Below are 15648 nucleotides of genomic sequence, written 5' to 3' on the forward strand. Positions count from 1 at the left end.
ACATGTCCCTGAATCTGCCCGCCACCTTCACCTACGAAAAGAAGGGCCGCATCGCCCTGATGACCATCAACCGTCCCGATGCCTACAATGCCTTCACCCGCGAAATGCTGGTCGGCATGGACGCCGCCTTCGACGACTTCAACGCCGATCCCGATCTGTGGGTGGCCGTCATCACCGGCGCCGGCAACAAGGCCTTCTGCACCGGCATGGACATCAAGGACGCGCTGCCGGCCATTGCCGCCGGCGACCAGATGGGTTACGACGATCCGGCCAAGCGCCCGTTCCAGAACATCTTCAAGCCCATCATCGCGGCGGTGAACGGTTTCTGCATCGCCGGCGGTCTGGAATTCCTCCAGGGCATGGACATCCGCATCGCCTCCGAGCATGCCCAGTTCGGCCTCGGTGAAGTGAAGTGGGGCGTGATTCCCGCCGGCGGTTCGCACATCCGCCTGCCGCAGCAGATCCCTTGGGCGGTGGCGATGGAACTGCTGCTCACCGGCCAGAACATCGACGCCAAACGCGCCTACGACATCGGCCTGGTGAACAAGGTCGTCCCCGCCGACAAGGTGCTCGAAGAAGCCATGGCCTGGGCCGAGAAGATCTGCGAAAACGGCCCGCTGGCGGTGCGCACCGCCAAGGAAATCGCCGTGCGCGCGCTCAACAACGAGCCGAAGTTCGTGCTGGAGAAAAGCATCGCCCCGCGCGTCTTCAATTCCGAAGACGCCAAGGAAGGCCCGCGCGCCTTCGCCGAAAAGCGCAAGCCGAACTTCACCGGCCGCTGATTCTCGATCAACCCACTTCTCGGAAAGAATCCCATGAGCGAAAAACTCCCCGTCATTGCCATCCTCGGCGGCACCGGCGATCTCGGCACGGGCCTGGCGCGCCGCTGGGCGCAGGCCGGCTATCAAGTCATCATCGGTTCGCGCACCCAGGACAAGGCCGAAGCCGCCGCCGCCGATCTGCAGAAGATCATGGCGGAACGCGGCGTCAAGAACGTCAGCGTGCGCGCCGCCGACAACCTGGCCGCCGCCCAGGCCGCCGACATCGTGGCCATGACCGTGCCCTTCAGCCACCAGAAGAGTACGCTGGAAAGCGTCAAGGACGCCCTGCAGGGCAAGATCCTCATCGACGTCACCGTGCCGTTGGTACCGCCCAAGGTCGCCCGCGTGCAACTGCCGGCGGAAGGCTCGGCCGGCCAGATCGCCCAGGCGCTGCTGGGCGAGAACGTCAAGGTCGTCTCGGCCTTCCAGAACGTCGCCGCCCACCATCTGCAGGAAGGCAAGGGCCTGGATTGCGACGTGCTGGTCTGCGGCGACAGCAAGGACGCGCGCGCCGAAGTCATCAAGCTGGTCGAAGCCGCCGGCATGCGCGGCTTCCACGCCGGCAGCATCGCCAACGCCGCCGCCGTCGAAGCCATGACCTCGGTGCTGATCTTCATCAACAAGCAGTACGACTGCCATGCCGGCATCCGGCTGACGGGCATAGAAGAGTAAGGCTCTCCGGCCGCGCATTACTGCGGCCTCTCCTTTGTCCATGGTGCCAGCTTTACAGGATATAAATAGGCTGGGTCAGGTCTTCACCCCTGAGGTCGAAATGAGCCGGGCTTCGTCTGCGATGGGTGCTTCATCTTCACCCAGCACAGTCTGGAAAACGCGCTGCTGCCGGCGAGCTTTGCCCGTTTTTTGCCCGGACAGCCGGCGCCCGTAACCTGACGGGCTGCTATACCAGCCAATACGCCTCGACGATGTCCCCAGCCTCATCGAGCAGCCACCATTCGCCGCCCTCGTCGGTGTTGGCAAAGTAGAGCGTATAACCGGGGCGATAGTCGTGCGCAATGCTGGCGCGGATGGACTCCGGAATGCGCGCATCGTCGATAGCGAAGTCCAGTCCATACCAAGCGGGATCGCCGCAGCGAATAGGTTTTTTCCAGAACATGCTCATTGGCCGATGGTGGCACGGCCGCCACAATTTCACCAGCACGGACCAGCCGCTGCCCGGTGTAAAAACTTGCCAGTCACGGCTTGAAAAGCCTTGACTTGATACTATTAAATAGTATCATTATGAACATGAAGCGCAAGCACGTCAAAACGCTCGAACTGATCTTCCACCGACCAATATCAGCCAACGTCAAGCACACCGACGCGGTGGCTCTGTTGATTGGGCTGGGTGCTGAAATCGACACGAGTCGCGAAGGTTCTCGCATTGCTGTGACATTATTTGGCGAGGTGCGGGTATTCCACAAACCACATCCAACGCCGAATATGGATAAGGGTGCGGTTGCCGGTTTGCGCGACTGGCTTGAACAAAACGGAGTGACGCCATGACAATGAACACGATGGAGCTGGACGGCTATACGGCAATCATTCGCTATAACCCGGAGACGGACGAGTTTCGCGGCGAGATTCAGGGATTGAACGGCGGTGCAGATTTTTATGGCCGCACGCCTGATGATTTGCGCCGCGAGTTTCGTGCCTCGTTGGATTTCTTTCTGGAGACTTGCGCCAAGCGCGGCATCACACCACGCAAACAGGCCAGCGGAAAATTCGTCGTGCGTCTGCCTGCCGACCTGCATGCCAAGGCCGCGACAGCCGCCAGTGCGGCGGGTATCAGCCTGAATGCGCTGGTCGAAAGAGCCGTGCGTCACGAGTTGCGCGCCGGCTGATTTCTGCCTGCCCACGGTGGTGTCCGGGTGTCACCGGTCTGAAATTCGGTACCCCGGAAATTCCGGCAGTGATTGAAATAGCACGTCGGCGGTGTGCCTTGTAAAATCCCACTTCTGATCAGCCGACCGCAGCGCCCCTTCCATGAACGACCTCGTTGCCAGTAAATTTTTGCTTCCCATTGCTGCCGCGCAGCCACTGGATCGCGCGCAGGCCCTGGCGCTGGCCGAGGTGACGGATACCGCTGCGCTGATGGCGCAGGCGGCTGTCCTGCGCGACCAAGGTTTCGGCGATGTCGTCACCTATTCGCGCAAGGTCTTTCTGCCGCTCACCAAGCTGTGCCGCGATGTTTGTCATTACTGCACGTTTGCCAGCACGCCGCGCGAAGTCGGCAATGCCTACATGTCGCTCGACGAGGTGCTGGAAGCCGCCCGCCAGGCCGCGGCGCTGGGCTGCAAGGAAGCGCTGCTGACGCTCGGCGAGCGTCCCGAGCTGCGCTATCAGGCGGCGCGCGATGCGTTGGCGCGGATGGGCTTCGCGACGACGCTGGAATACGTCGCCCACGTCGCCGGCGAGATTTTCCGGCAGACGGGGCTGCTGCCGCATGTGAACCCCGGCTGCATGGATGCGGCGGAGCTCGCCATGCTGCGCAAGGTCTCGCCGTCGATGGGGCTGATGCTCGAATCGGCGTCCGCGCGCCTGTGCGAAAAAGGCATGCCGCACTACGGTTCGCCCGACAAGCAGCCCGCCCGCCGTCTCGAAACCCTGCGCCTGGCGGGCGAGGCGAAAGTGCCCTTCACCTCGGGCATCCTGATCGGCATCGGCGAGACGCGCCGCGAGCGCATCGAGTCGCTGCTGGCGCTGCGCGAGCTGCACGAACGCTACGGCCACATCCAGGAAATCATCATCCAGAACTTCCGCGCCAAGCCCGACACGCTGATGGCCAGGGCGCCGGAACCCGATCTGGACGATCTGCTGTGGACCATCGCCGTGGCACGCCTGATCTTTGGCGCCGACATGAGCATCCAGGTGCCGCCCAACCTCAATCCCGGCGTGCTGGCCCAACTCGTGGCCGCCGGCATCAACGACTGGGGCGGGGTTTCGCCGCTCACGCCGGATTTCGTCAATCCCGAAGCGCCCTGGCCGCACCTCGATCAATTGGCCAATGAAACGGCCGCCGCCGGCAAGTATCTGCAGGAACGTCTGACCATCTATCCGCAATACGCGCTGGACAACGCCCAGTGGGTGGATGCGGGACTGCGCACCGCCATTCTGCAGTCGATCGACGGCGAAGGCCTGCCGCGCACGGATGACTGGGTGGCCGGCCAGACGCAGCCCATCCCGGCGGAAGAGCGGCGCTGGCTGCAGGCGCCGGTGGACGAAAGCCGCATCGACGCCGACCTGCGCCGGATCGTCGCGCGCGCGGCCGCCGCCGAGGAACTCTCCGAAGCCGAGATCGTCCGCCTGTTCCGCGCCCGCGGCCCGGCGTTCGCCTACGTCTGCCAGGCCGCCGACCGCCTGCGCCGCCAGGTGAATGGCGATGCCGTCAGCTATGTGGTGACGCGCAACATCAATTACACCAACGTCTGCTATTTCAAATGCCAGTTCTGCGCCTTCTCCAAGGGCAAGCTGAGCGAAAACCTGCGCGGCCAGCCTTACGATCTGGAAGAAGCCGAAATCGCCCGCCGCTGCGCCGAAGCCTGGCAGCGCGGCGCGACGGAAGTCTGCCTGCAGGGCGGCATCCATCCCGACTACACCGGCCAGACCTATTTCGACATCCTCGACATCGTCCGCCGCGCCACGCCGCAGATGCACATCCACGCCTACTCGCCGCTGGAAGTCTGGCAGGGCGCGGCCACGCTGGAGATGCCCATCGAAGACTACCTGCGCGAGCTGAAGGCGCGCGGTCTGGGCACGCTGCCGGGCACGGCCGCCGAAGTGCTCGACGACGAAGTGCGCGCCGTGCTCTGCCCCGACAAGATCAACACCCGCCAGTGGATGCAGGTGATCGAGACGGCGCACGTCGTCGGTCTGAAGACCACCGCCACCATCATGTTCGGCCATGTCGACCGCTACCGCCACTGGGCGCGCCATCTGCGCCGGGTGCGCGACATCCAGGTCGGCACCCAGGGCTTCACCGAATTCGTGCCGCTGCCTTTCGTGCCGATGGAAGCGCCGCTCTATCTCAAGGGCCGCGCGCGCAAGGGGCCGACCTTCCGCGAGGTCGTGCTGATGCACGCCGTCGCCCGCCTGGCGCTGCACGGCCAGATCGACAACATCCAGACCTCCTGGGTGAAGATGGGCGACGATGGCGTGGCGCTGGCGCTGAACGCCGGCTGCAACGACCTGGGCGGCACGCTGATGAACGAAACCATCACCCGTTCCGCCGGTGCCACCCACGGCGAAGGCAAGAGTCCGCAGGAACTCGAAGCGCTGATTCTCAGCCTCGGCCGCCAACCGCGCTGCCGCACCACCACCTATGATGCCGCGCCCGGCGAGCGCCAGCAGACCGCGCGCGAGGCGGCACCGCTGGAGCCGGTGGTAAACAACATGGAAATGCGCAACGGCATCGCCCGGCGGCGGCACAAGCTGGTGAGGTTCGCGGTGGAGGTGCCGGCCGGTACGGCTGACGATCAGCACTGCGCCTGACGAAGGAGTTGCAGATGCCGTTGCAGACGCAGATACATTCACATTCACACCCACGCTCCGCGGATCCGGATCCTGGTGTCGCGCTCATCGTCGGCGGCAGCGGCGGCATGGGCGGTGTGATCTGCCGTTACTTCGCCGAACAGGGTTGCGACATCGCCCTGAGTTATCGCCGCAATCGCGCCCGCGCCGAGACCGTGGCGGCCGAAGTGCGGGCCCTGGGGCGGCAGGCCAGCATCCATGGCCTGGATCTGGCGGATGAAGCCAGCGTCGCCGCCGCCATCGGGGAAATCACCGCCAACCGGCGCATCCACACCATCGTCGTCGCCAGCGGCTCCGACATCGATCAGCGCCGCATCGCCGATCTGACGCCGGCAATGTGGCGCAGCGTGATCGAGGCCGACAGCAACGGCTTCTTCAACCTCGTGCACCATACGCTGCCGCATTTGCGCGCGAACGGCGGCGGTTCCTATGTCCATCTGTCCACCTGCGGCATGCAGCGCTGGCCCGATGGCGATGCTCTGTCGGTCGCACCCAAGGCCTGCAACGATGCGCTGCTGCGCGGCATCGCCCGCGAAGAAGGGCGCAACAACATCCGCGCCAATTCGATTGCCGTCGGCGTGATCGAAAGCGGCATCTTCCTGCGTCTGAAGGAACGAGGCCATTTCGACGAACGCTGGCACCGGGCGGTGCAGCGCAACCTGTGCATCAAGCGTTACGGCCAGCCTCGGGAAGTCGCCGAAGCCGCCTGGTATCTGGCCAAGGCCGGCTACGTCACCGGACAGACGATCGCGGTGTCGGGAGGGTATGGCATTTGAGGGCCATTGCATTGCGAACGTGAATGTTCGCAATGCAATGGCGGATGCTGCGGCGCCTTGCGTGAAAGATAAAATTCCGGGGTGGTGCCACAATGGCAGGTCATGAAAACCCAGTCTCGAGCCGACAGAACATTGCAGACATCGCCGCCCGATTTGACGGAACACTACTGGCACGCCCTGAGCTGTGAGGCGGTTGCCGACCGGCTGCAGGCCGATCCTCACGGCCTGAGCGCGGCGGAAGCGCAACGGCGCATCGGCCAGTACGGCAGGAACCAGCTCGCGCCCCCGCCACGGCGAGGGCCGTTGCTGCGCTTCCTCCTGCAATTCCATGATGTCCTGCTCTACGTGATGCTGATCGCCGCAGTCATCACCGCGCTGCTCGGCCACTGGATCGACAGCGGCGTGCTGTTTGCGGCGGCGGCCATCAATGCCCTGATCGGCTTCATCCAGGAAGGCAAGGCCGAAACCGCGCTGGATGCGATCCGCGCCATGCTCTCGCCGCATGCGCAGGTGCTGCGTGACGGTTTTGCCATCGAAATCGACGCGGCCGAGCTGGTGCCCGGTGACCTGGTGCTGCTGGCGACCGGCGATCGCGTGCCGGCCGACCTGCGGCTGATCGACGTCAAGGAGTTGCGCACCGATGAAGCCGCGCTGACGGGCGAATCCCTGCCGGTGGAAAAAAACAACACGGCAGTGGCCATCGATGCGCCGCTGGGCGATCGTTTCGGCATGGCCTATTCGGGCACCCTGGTGGTTCATGGCCAGGCGCGCGGCCTCGTCGTGGCCACCGGCCGGCACAGCGAGCTGGGGCGCATCAACCAGATGCTGACGGACGTGCGTACGCTGAATACGCCGCTGCTGCGTCAGATCAATCATTTCGCGCGCATCCTGACGATGGCCATCATCGCTGTCTCGGCGCTCACCTTCATCCTCGGCACCTACTGGCGCGGCCATGCGGCCAGCGACATGTTCATGATGGTCGTCGCCCTGGTGGCCTCGGCCATTCCCGAAGGGCTGCCGGCCATCATGACCGTCACCCTGGCGCTGGGCGTGCAGCGCATGGCGCGTCGTCACGCCATCATCCGCCGCCTGCCGGCGGTCGAGGCGCTCGGCGCGGTGACGGTGATCTGCTCCGACAAGACCGGCACGCTGACGCGCAACGAAATGACCGTGCAGCGCGTGGTCTGCGCGCATCACGTCATCGACGTCGGCGGCATCGGCTATGCCCCGCAGGGCGATCTGAGCATCGATGGCCGCCACATCGTGCCGGCCCACTATCCGGCGCTGGCGATGGCGGTGCGCGTCGGCGTGCTGTGCAACGATGCGCGGCTCTACGAAGACGAGGGCGCCTGGCAGATCGTTGGCGATCCCACCGAAGCGGCCCTGCTGGTGCTCGGCGCCAAGGCCGGCTTCGATCAGCATGCCGCCGCGCTCGCCTGGTCCCGCCAGGACACGCTGCCCTTTGCTTCGCAACATCGCTACATGGCGACCTGGCATCGCGATGCCGATGAGTCATCCTGGCTGTTCGTCAAGGGCGCGCCGGAGCGCATCCTCGAAATGTGCGCCAGCCAGCTCGAACACGACGGCGAAAAACCGCTGGACGTGGACTACTGGCGGCGCATGGCGACGGATACCGCCGCCCAGGGATTGCGCCTGCTGGCGCTGGCCTGCCGGCGTGCCGAGCCGGCGGCCGGCCACCTGCTGCCGGAAGACGCCAGCCACGGCTACACTTTTCTGGCGCTGGTCGGCATCATCGACCCGCCGCGCGAGGAAGCCATCGCCGCCGTGCGCGACTGCCACCGCGCCGGCATCCGCGTCAAGATGATCACCGGCGACCACGCCGAAACCGCGCGCGCCATCGGCGCCCAGTTGGGCATCGGGATGGAAAGGCCGGTCGTCACCGGCGCCGAGATCGCCCTCATGGACGAGGCCGCCCTGCGTCGCACGGCTATGGAGGTCGATGTCTTCGCCCGCGCCAATCCCGAGCACAAGCTGCGTCTGGTGCAGGCCCTGCAGGAAAGCGGCCAGGTGGTGGCGATGACCGGCGATGGCGTGAATGACGCGCCGGCGCTGAAGCGCGCCGACATCGGCGTGGCGATGGGCCTGAAAGGCACCGAAGCGGCCAAGGAGGCCGCCGACATGGTGCTCGCCGACGACAACTTCGCCACCATCGCTGCCGCCGTGCGCGAAGGCCGTGCCGTCTATGACAACCTGAAGAAATTCATCCTCTTCATGCTGCCGACCAACGGCGGCGAGGTTTTGGTGATCATTGCCGCCATCCTCTTCGAGCTGACCCTGCCGCTCACCCCGGCGCAGGTGCTGTGGGTGAACATGGTCACCTCGGGCGTGCTGGGCCTGGCCCTGGCTTTCGAGCCGGCCGAGCCCGACCTGATGCGCCGCCGTCCGCGTCCGCCCGGCGAAGCGCTGCTCAACGGCTTTTTCCTCTGGCGCGTCCTGCTGATTGCCATCCTCATGATGACCGGCGCCCTCGGCCTGTTCCTCTGGGAACTGCAGCGCGGTACCGACCTGGCCGTCGCCCGCACCATGGCGGTGAATGCCCTGGTCGCCGCCGAAATGTTCTACCTGGTGAACAGCCGCTCCACCTTCGCCTCGGTACTCAACTGGCAGGGACTGACCGGCAACCGCACCATCCTGCTGGCCATCGCCGCCTGCATTCCCCTGCAACTGGCCTACACTTACCTGCCGCTGTTCCAGACGCTCTTCAGTTCCGCCGACCTGAGCCTGCTGGACTGGCTGAAAGTCATCGCCGCCGGCCTGCTGGTCTTCTTCGGCGCCGAACTGGAGAAGGCCTTCATGCGCCGCACGCGCTTTGCTGCCGGGACGACGGCGCATGAGCAAGGATGAACGGAGCGGCGCGCCGCGCCTCAAACATTCCTGCGGCCTCGTTCTCCTGGTCATTCCGGAAACACTTTCATGCTCAAGTTCCTGCGCAGCCGTATCCCGAACCGCGAACAAATCACCCGGAATCGCTGGCTACGCTGGCTGCATCCTTTCCTTGGCCACCCCCGCCTCTGGCATTGGTCGCGCCGCGGCGTCGCGCTTGGCGTGGCCATCGGGATGTTTTTCGGCCTCCTGGCGCCGATCGCGCAAATCCCCTTATCCGCTGCCGCGTCCATCGCCCTGCGTGCCAACATTCCCATTGCCGCCGCCAGTACGCTGGTGACCAATCCGGTCACGTTCGCCCCCATTTACTACGCCGCCTACAAACTGGGCCTCTGGGTGACCGGGGAGCGCGGCACCCTGGAGACTTACGCCGAGAGTCTGCCCGATCCATCTGCGCCACCCGATCTATCCGAACCATCCGCACCATCCGACCCGCAGACCGGCTTCTGGCAGCGCATCGGCAATCTTGGCCTTCCGCTCCTCGTCGGCCTGTCGATCATCGCCACCGTCGTTGGTTTCGCCAGCTACGTCCTGATCAGCCTCGGCTGGTACTTGCACGTCAAGTACAAGCGGCGGCGCAAGCGCGTCGGCAAGCCCTGATCCTGCCCGCCGCCTTGCGCGGCGATGCGGCCCCGGATGCACGGCTGTCAGGCGCAGGCCGCGGCGGCTGGGCTACAATGCCCGTCCCGTTGAATGCACGCCGCAAGGCCTTCCCATGAGCACACTGCCTCCCTGCCCGCACTGCCGATCCGAATTCACCTACGAGGATGTCGGCCTGCTGATCTGCCCCGAGTGCGCGCACGAATGGAGACGGGAGACGGCCGCAGACGCCGCGAGCGGCGAGACGGCGCGCGTCTGGCGCGATGCCCATGGCACGCCGCTCAGCGACGGCGATACCGTCACCCTGATCAAGGATCTGAAAGTCAAAGGTTCTTCCCTGACCATCAAGGTCGGCACCAAGGTCAAGGGCATCCGCCTGGTCGAAGGCGATCACGACATCGATTGCAAAATCGACGGCGTGGGCGCGATGTCGCTGAAATCCGAGTTCGTCAAGAAAGCCTGAGCGAAACGCGCTACGTTCACTCCCCGCCCAGGGCCCAGGCTGCCGGTTCATTGCACAGCGGCAGATCGGGCAGTCGGCGGCGCAGGCCGAGGGCGCGGCGCGCGGCCTGCAGGGCGCTGCGCAGGCCCTCTTCGACGACCGGATGATAGACGGGCAGTTGCAGCACTTCATCGACCGTCAGCCGCTGCTGGATTGCCCAGGCCAGCAGGTGGGCCAGGTGCTCGCCATCGGGCGCGACGATCTGCGCGCCCAGCAGGCGGCCGTCGGAACTGCGCGCATAGACGCGCAGCCGGCCGACATTGCGTCCTTCCATGAGCGCTCGCCCCTGGCGGGCAAAATCCACTTCACCGCTCACGGTCTCCGTCCCTTGCAGTTCATCAGGGTGAGCGCCTACTTGCGCTGCATTCGGCTCGGTGAATACGATTCCCAGCGGGACCCGGCGTCCCAGGCAGGCACTGTCGGCATGCAGCGCGTGGTAGGCGGCAATGCGTCCTTCGTCGGCGGCTTCGTGCAGCAAGGGCCGCATGCCATTCACGTCCCCGGCGATGTAGATGGGCAGGTCGCCCAGTTTCAGGGTCTGCGGGTGGAAGGCCGGCATACCGTACGCATCGAGTGCCACACCCAGGTTTTCCAGGCCGAGGTCTTCCAGATTCGGCCGCCGTCCCAGGCTGGCCAGCACCCAATTGACTTCGAAGCTCTGCTCGCCGGCCTGCACCAGAATGCCCTGCTCGCCGGCGGGTTGCAGCCCGACATCGACGCCGGTGAGCACCTGCATGTCCTGGCGCAGCGCGGCCACCAGGGCATCGGAAATGTCCTGGTCATGCAGGCCGGCCACCGTTTGCGCCCGCGTCAGGCCAACGACTTCCAGCCCCAGTTGCGCCAGCCCTTGGCCCAGCTCGACGCCAATGGCGCCCAGGCCGACCACGGCGACGCGTCGCCCCAGGTTTTCCTGCTCGAAGAAATCGTCGGAAGTCAGTACGCGCCGGCCCAGTTGCTCCCAGGGCACGGGCACGACCGGGCGGCTGCCGGTGGCGATGATGGCTGCCTCGAATTCGATGCGTTCGCCATTCAACTCCAGCGCATGGGCGTCGAGAAAGCGCGGTCTGCCCTGCAGGTTGCGCTCTCCCAGCGCATGCGCCAATTCAATCGAACCGGCAGTGAATCGGTCGCGCAACTGGCGCACGTGGCGCAGCAGGGCCGGCAGATCGACGTTGAGTTGCGACGTGCCGCGAATGCCGGCTTGTTCGAGAAAATGCCGCCGGCCATAGGCATGGGCCGGTCCCAGCAGGGCCTTCGACGGCATGCAGCCGACCCGCGCGCAGGTCGTGCCATACGGGCCGTCGTTGATCAGGAGCAGATTCTGCGTCGTCCGCTGCGCTTCCTTCAGTGCCGTCAATCCGGCGCTGCCCGCGCCGATGATGACCAGACGTGTCTTGCGTACCATGCGCTGCTCCTCGTTGCGAAATCCTGTCCGAGCTTTCGGCCGTGGCTGTGGATGCCGCTCATCCGGCACGGTCTGGCAATATACCCGCTCATGCAAAACCGGCACGGCATTCGGGCCGGGCGAATCGGAGCCTCTATCTCTCCCATGGATCTGCTCAGTTACCACATGGCGGCGCTCGACGACCGTCACACCGATCTGCGGCAAAGCGAACGGAACTGGGATCGGCGCGCCGCCGAAGTCAGCCGGTTCGGCCTGGCCGACGACGACTTCGCGCTGAACTGGCTGGCGCGCCACATCGAGCTGGCCGGCAAGGACGTGCTGGACGTCAGTTTCGGCGCCGGCCGCTATCTGCAGGCTTTCCTGCAGCGCGGCGCGCGGATAGGCGGCGTGGAAATTTCGGCGCGGATGATCGCCCACGCCCGCGCCCGGCTGGATCGGAGCGGCCTGGCCTACGCGCCCGAACGCTTGCTGCACGGTTCATGGGAGGCGCTGGATCTGGTCGCGCAGCACTGGGAAAACGCTTTCGATCTGGTGTTTCTCTATTTCAGTCCGGCCATTTCTTCCGTGGCGATGCTGGAAAAAGTGCTTGCCGCCAGCCGCCAGGGCATTTACGTCAGCCTGTACTGCCAGCGCGAAGACGGCCTGCTGAGCGCATTGCAGGACGAATTCGGCCTGCCGCGCCGTTCCGTCGGCGCGGCGACGGCGGACGATCTGCAGCACATCCAGGGCATTCTGTATCACTGGGGTTATTTCCCGCACCTCGCTTATGAAGAGCCCCGGAAAACCAGTTCGCATGCGGTCGATTACATTTTCGAACGCTATGCCAGCTGGCTGTTCAAGGGACAGGAGGAAAGCCCGCCGCAGCGCGATCGCCTGCGGCAGGCGCTGATGCGGCGCAGTGTGGACGGAAAAATCGCCACCACCAGCCGCGATATCGTCGGTCATCTGTATCTGGACAAGCGCGTGCGGCGTTGACGCCTTGTGCCTTGGGCCCGCGGCCTTCAATGCTTCAATACGCCGCGGCGGACAGCGCCGCCCACAGATGCGCCGCCACCAGCGCGCGCCATGGGCTGAATTGCGCCAGCCAGTCCCGGGCGGTTTTCTCGTCGATTTTTTCTTTCGTGCCGAGCAGCATCTGCAAGCCGCGGCGGACGGCCACATCGCCGTGCAGCGAACCGTCCAGCCAGCCGAAGCCGCGCAGCAGCGCGTAATTGACCGTCCATGGGCCGATGCCGCGGATGTTCAGCAAGCGTTCGCGGATCAGCTCGACACGCTCGGCATCGAGCGACTGCGCCCAGTCATTCAGCGGCAGGTCGCCGGCATCGACCTGCCGGGCCAGCGTCAGCAGACTGCCGGCCTTGGTCGCCGAAAATCCGGCGGCGCGCAAGGTTTCCAGCGGCAGCGCCGCGATCTGCGCGGCATCGGGATGACACAGCAGGCCGCTGGTGTGGCGCAGATTGCAAGCCTGGATCAGCTTGCGGCGCAGGGAAACCGCGACCGGCACGCTGATCTGCTGCCCGGTGATGGCCCAGGCCAGGGCTTCGAAGGGTGTGGCCGTGGCCGGCACGCGCAAGCCGGTCTGGCGGACGATCAACGCCGACAATTGCGGATGATCGGCAAAACGCGCGGCAAAACCGGCGACGTCCTGATCCAGGCCGAGCATGCGCCTGACCATGGCGAGGAGCGCGCGTTCATCGATTTGCCGCTTGCCGGCATCGGCATCCACATCCAGCCTTGCCTGTACCTGCTGCGCCGAGAACTGCAGGGACAGGCACGCCGGCCGACCTTCCCAGAGCAGGCCCTTCTGCAAACCGTTCGCCGCGACCCGTTCGGCAATTTCCCGCGCATCGCGCCGATGGAAATCGAGCGCATCCGTCACCCGGAATCCCGCCGGCAACGCAACCGGCAGGCAGGCGCTATTTGTCGGTTGCGGCGTCATTCAGCTTGTCCGTTTGCAGCTTGTCCTGCGTCCGCGTCCTGAAATCGCTGGCATCGTGCCGTTCGTGCAACTGGTCTGCTAGCGACCCCATCAGGCGATTGACCATGCGGCCGCGGCGCACGGCCGGGCGTTCGGCGATGGTCTTCGCCCAGCGCAGCAAATGGCCGTATGCCTGTACCTGGAGGAATTCGCCGGCCTCGTACAGTTCGCTCAGCGCCAACTGGCCATACCAGGGCCAGATGGCGATGTCGGCGATGCTGTAGCTCTCGCCGCCGATCCAGGGCTGATCGCCCAGGCGGCGATCGAGCACATCCAGTTGACGCTTGGCTTCCATGGCAAAGCGGTTGATGGCGTACTCGATCTTGACGGGCGCGTAAGCATAGAAATGGCCGAAACCGCCGCCCAGCAGCGGCCCGGCGCCCATCTGCCAGAACAGCCAGGACAGGCATTCGGTGCGCGCCGCATGTTCCCGGGGCAGAAAGGCGTCGAACTTCTCGGCCAGATACAGCAGGATGGCGCCGGATTCGAATACCCGCTGCGGGGCGGCCGGATCGCTGCAGTCGAGCAGCGCCGGAATCTTGGAATTCGGATTCACCGCCACGAAGCCGCTGCCGAACTGATCGCCTTCCATGATGCGGATCGGCCAGGCATCGTATTCGGCTCCCGCGTATCCCAGCGCCAGCAGTTCTTCGAGCAGGATGGTGACTTTCACGCCATTCGGCGTGGCCAGCGAATACAACTGCAGCGGATGCCTGCCGCGCGGTAGTTCGCGCTCATGGGTGGCGCCGGAAACCGGCCGGTTGATATTGGCGAACTGCCCGCCGCTGGGCTGTTCCCAGGTCCAGATGCGGGGAGGGGCGTAGCTGCTGCGTTCGTTCATGGCGGGCTCCAGAAGAGGCGGCGGGAAATTCCGGATGATAGGCCAGGTGGTCGTGCATTTCAGCCGGAGGCGGATGTTTACTTTGTATTTTTCCGCCCCATGAGGGCGGCTTTCAAGGCAAAATAAACGGCTTGACGCCTGCGCCGCGCGCAGCTGTCTTCCCCTTCTTTCCTCATCTCCTACTCTCCAAGGACAGCGCATGAAACTCGGTCTGCAATTCGGTTACTGGTATGCCAGCCCTCCGGCGGATGCCAACGTGGAACTCGCCCAGGAGGCGGAGAAGCTCGGCTATGACTCGATCTGGACGGCCGAGTCGTGGGGCAACGACGCCTTTACGCCGCTGGCCTGGCTGGGCGCGCATACCTCGAAGATCAAGCTGGGCACGGCCATCGCCCAGCTCTCGGCGCGCACGCCGACGGCCTGCGCCATGGCGGCGCTCGCGCTCGATCATCTTTCGCACGGCCGCATGATCCTCGGCCTGGGCGTTTCCGGCCCGCAGGTCGTCGAAGGCTGGTATGGCCAGCCCTTCGCCAAGCCGTTGGCGCGCACCCGCGAGTACGTCGACATCATCCGCCAGGTGATGCGCCGCGAAGCGCCGGTCGCCAATGCCGGCGAGCACTATCCGCTGCCCTATGTGGGGCCGGGTTCGACCGGCATGGGCAAGCCGCTGCGCTCGATCACCCACCCGCTGCGCGCCGATCTGCCGATCTATCTGGGCGCCGAAGGGCCGAAGAACGTCACCCAGACCGTCGAGATCGCCGACGGCTGGCTGCCGGTGTATTACAGTCCCTTCCGCCAGGAAGTCTATGCCGACCAGCTCAAGGGCATGAAGCCCGGCTTCGAGATCTGCCCGCTGGTGCAGGTGAATATCGATGACGATCTGGAAACCGCGCTGATCCCGGTGAAAATGACGCTGGCCTTCTACATCGGCGGCATGGGTTCCAAGGAAAAGAACTTCCACAAGGATCTGATGTGCCGCATGGGCTTCGAGGCCGAAGCCAACAAGATTCAGGAACTGTTCTTCGAAGGCAAGCGCGAGGAGGCGATGGCCATGGTGCCGACGCAGTTCGCCGACGAAATCTCGCTGTGCGGCTCGAAGGCGCGCATCAAGGATCGCCTGCAGGCCTGGGAGGATTCGCCGGTGACCACGATGCTGGTGATGGGCAACGGCGGCCTCGACATGGTGCGCACCATGGCCGAGCTGGCGCTGTAACGGGTCTGCCGGATCGTCCGGCAGTCAATCTCACCATTTACCACTCACGCCGTCACGCCCGCCTGCGCGGGAATGACGATG

The 15648-nt window shown here is 65.1% G+C and carries 15 protein-coding genes; 11 read left to right on the plus strand and 4 right to left on the minus strand.

The features are described 5' to 3' along the window. Nucleotides 1-2: 2 nt before the first annotated feature. Together SDENCHOL_RS02970 and npdG are read left to right on the plus strand one after the other, a co-directional pair. Nucleotides 3-782: an enoyl-CoA hydratase-related protein gene (locus tag SDENCHOL_RS02970; RefSeq protein ID WP_154715989.1), complete on the plus strand. Its 780-nt coding sequence runs from the start codon at nt 3-5 to the stop codon at nt 780-782. Between the two features lie 33 nt (nt 783-815). Next, entirely contained in the window at nt 816-1493 is a 678-nt protein-coding gene (gene npdG, locus SDENCHOL_RS02975) for an NADPH-dependent F420 reductase (protein ID WP_154715990.1), read from the plus strand. 226 nt (nt 1494-1719) lie between these two features. Here the strand turns inward: npdG and SDENCHOL_RS02980 are convergent, their stop codons facing one another. Beyond that, nucleotides 1720-1941: a hypothetical protein gene (locus tag SDENCHOL_RS02980; protein WP_154715991.1), complete on the minus strand. Its 222-nt coding sequence runs from the start codon at nt 1939-1941 to the stop codon at nt 1720-1722. A gap of 119 nt (nt 1942-2060) precedes the next feature. Here SDENCHOL_RS02980 and SDENCHOL_RS02985 point away from each other — a divergent pair, with 119 nt between their 5' ends. The 7 genes from SDENCHOL_RS02985 to SDENCHOL_RS03015 all read left to right on the plus strand — a co-directional run bounded on the left by SDENCHOL_RS02985 (nt 2061) and on the right by SDENCHOL_RS03015 (nt 10091). Further along, on the plus strand, nt 2061-2324 hold the full coding sequence (locus SDENCHOL_RS02985; RefSeq protein ID WP_231912899.1) for a type II toxin-antitoxin system HicA family toxin: 264 nt from the start codon (nt 2061-2063) through the stop codon (nt 2322-2324). After that, nucleotides 2321-2662 (plus strand): type II toxin-antitoxin system HicB family antitoxin, encoded by a 342-nt coding sequence (locus SDENCHOL_RS02990; RefSeq protein WP_231912900.1) that lies wholly within the window; start codon nt 2321-2323, stop codon nt 2660-2662. Before SDENCHOL_RS02985 ends, SDENCHOL_RS02990 begins: the two co-directional genes overlap by 4 nt. A gap of 142 nt (nt 2663-2804) precedes the next feature. Further along, nucleotides 2805-5309 (plus strand): 5-amino-6-(D-ribitylamino)uracil--L-tyrosine 4-hydroxyphenyl transferase CofH, encoded by a 2505-nt coding sequence (gene cofH / locus SDENCHOL_RS02995; RefSeq protein ID WP_154715992.1) that lies wholly within the window; start codon nt 2805-2807, stop codon nt 5307-5309. Between the two features lie 14 nt (nt 5310-5323). After that, entirely contained in the window at nt 5324-6124 is an 801-nt protein-coding gene (locus tag SDENCHOL_RS03000) for an SDR family NAD(P)-dependent oxidoreductase (protein ID WP_154715993.1), read from the plus strand. Nucleotides 6125-6226: 102 nt separating this feature from the next. Beyond that, on the plus strand, nt 6227-8989 hold the full coding sequence (locus tag SDENCHOL_RS03005) for a cation-transporting P-type ATPase (RefSeq protein WP_154715994.1): 2763 nt from the start codon (nt 6227-6229) through the stop codon (nt 8987-8989). A 69-nt stretch (nt 8990-9058) separates the two neighbouring features. Continuing rightward, entirely contained in the window at nt 9059-9628 is a 570-nt protein-coding gene (locus SDENCHOL_RS03010; protein ID WP_154715995.1) for a DUF2062 domain-containing protein, read from the plus strand. Between the two features lie 115 nt (nt 9629-9743). Beyond that, on the plus strand, nt 9744-10091 hold the full coding sequence (locus SDENCHOL_RS03015) for a zinc ribbon domain-containing protein YjdM (RefSeq protein ID WP_154715996.1): 348 nt from the start codon (nt 9744-9746) through the stop codon (nt 10089-10091). Nucleotides 10092-10107: 16 nt separating this feature from the next. Here SDENCHOL_RS03015 and SDENCHOL_RS03020 read toward each other — a convergent pair whose 3' ends face one another. After that, nucleotides 10108-11535 carry a dihydrolipoyl dehydrogenase gene (locus SDENCHOL_RS03020; RefSeq protein ID WP_154715997.1) on the minus strand — a complete coding sequence of 476 codons (1428 nt, stop codon included), beginning with the start codon at nt 11533-11535 and terminating at the stop codon, nt 10108-10110. A gap of 144 nt (nt 11536-11679) precedes the next feature. Between SDENCHOL_RS03020 and SDENCHOL_RS03025 the strand changes: the two genes are divergently transcribed. Beyond that, on the plus strand, nt 11680-12510 hold the full coding sequence (locus SDENCHOL_RS03025) for a class I SAM-dependent methyltransferase (protein WP_172954982.1): 831 nt from the start codon (nt 11680-11682) through the stop codon (nt 12508-12510). 34 nt (nt 12511-12544) lie between these two features. On the opposite strand, the gene SDENCHOL_RS03030 is transcribed toward SDENCHOL_RS03025, so the two are convergent. After that, nucleotides 12545-13474 (minus strand): DNA-3-methyladenine glycosylase family protein, encoded by a 930-nt coding sequence (locus tag SDENCHOL_RS03030; protein ID WP_154715999.1) that lies wholly within the window; start codon nt 13472-13474, stop codon nt 12545-12547. Further along, the gene (yghU, locus tag SDENCHOL_RS03035; RefSeq protein WP_154716000.1) at nt 13452-14354 is read right to left on the minus strand and encodes a glutathione-dependent disulfide-bond oxidoreductase; all 903 of its coding nucleotides are present in this window, start codon (nt 14352-14354) and stop codon (nt 13452-13454) included. The genes SDENCHOL_RS03030 and yghU overlap by 23 nt, the downstream gene beginning before the upstream one ends. Nucleotides 14355-14553: 199 nt before the next feature. Between yghU and SDENCHOL_RS03040 the strand changes: the two genes are divergently transcribed. Then, the gene (locus tag SDENCHOL_RS03040) at nt 14554-15567 is read left to right on the plus strand and encodes an LLM class F420-dependent oxidoreductase (RefSeq protein ID WP_154716001.1); all 1014 of its coding nucleotides are present in this window, start codon (nt 14554-14556) and stop codon (nt 15565-15567) included. The last annotated feature ends 81 nt before the right edge of the window (nt 15568-15648 follow it).

Origin of the sequence: Sterolibacterium denitrificans (assembly GCF_900174485.1) — a bacterium.
Lineage (GTDB): Bacteria > Pseudomonadota > Gammaproteobacteria > Burkholderiales > Rhodocyclaceae > Sterolibacterium > Sterolibacterium denitrificans.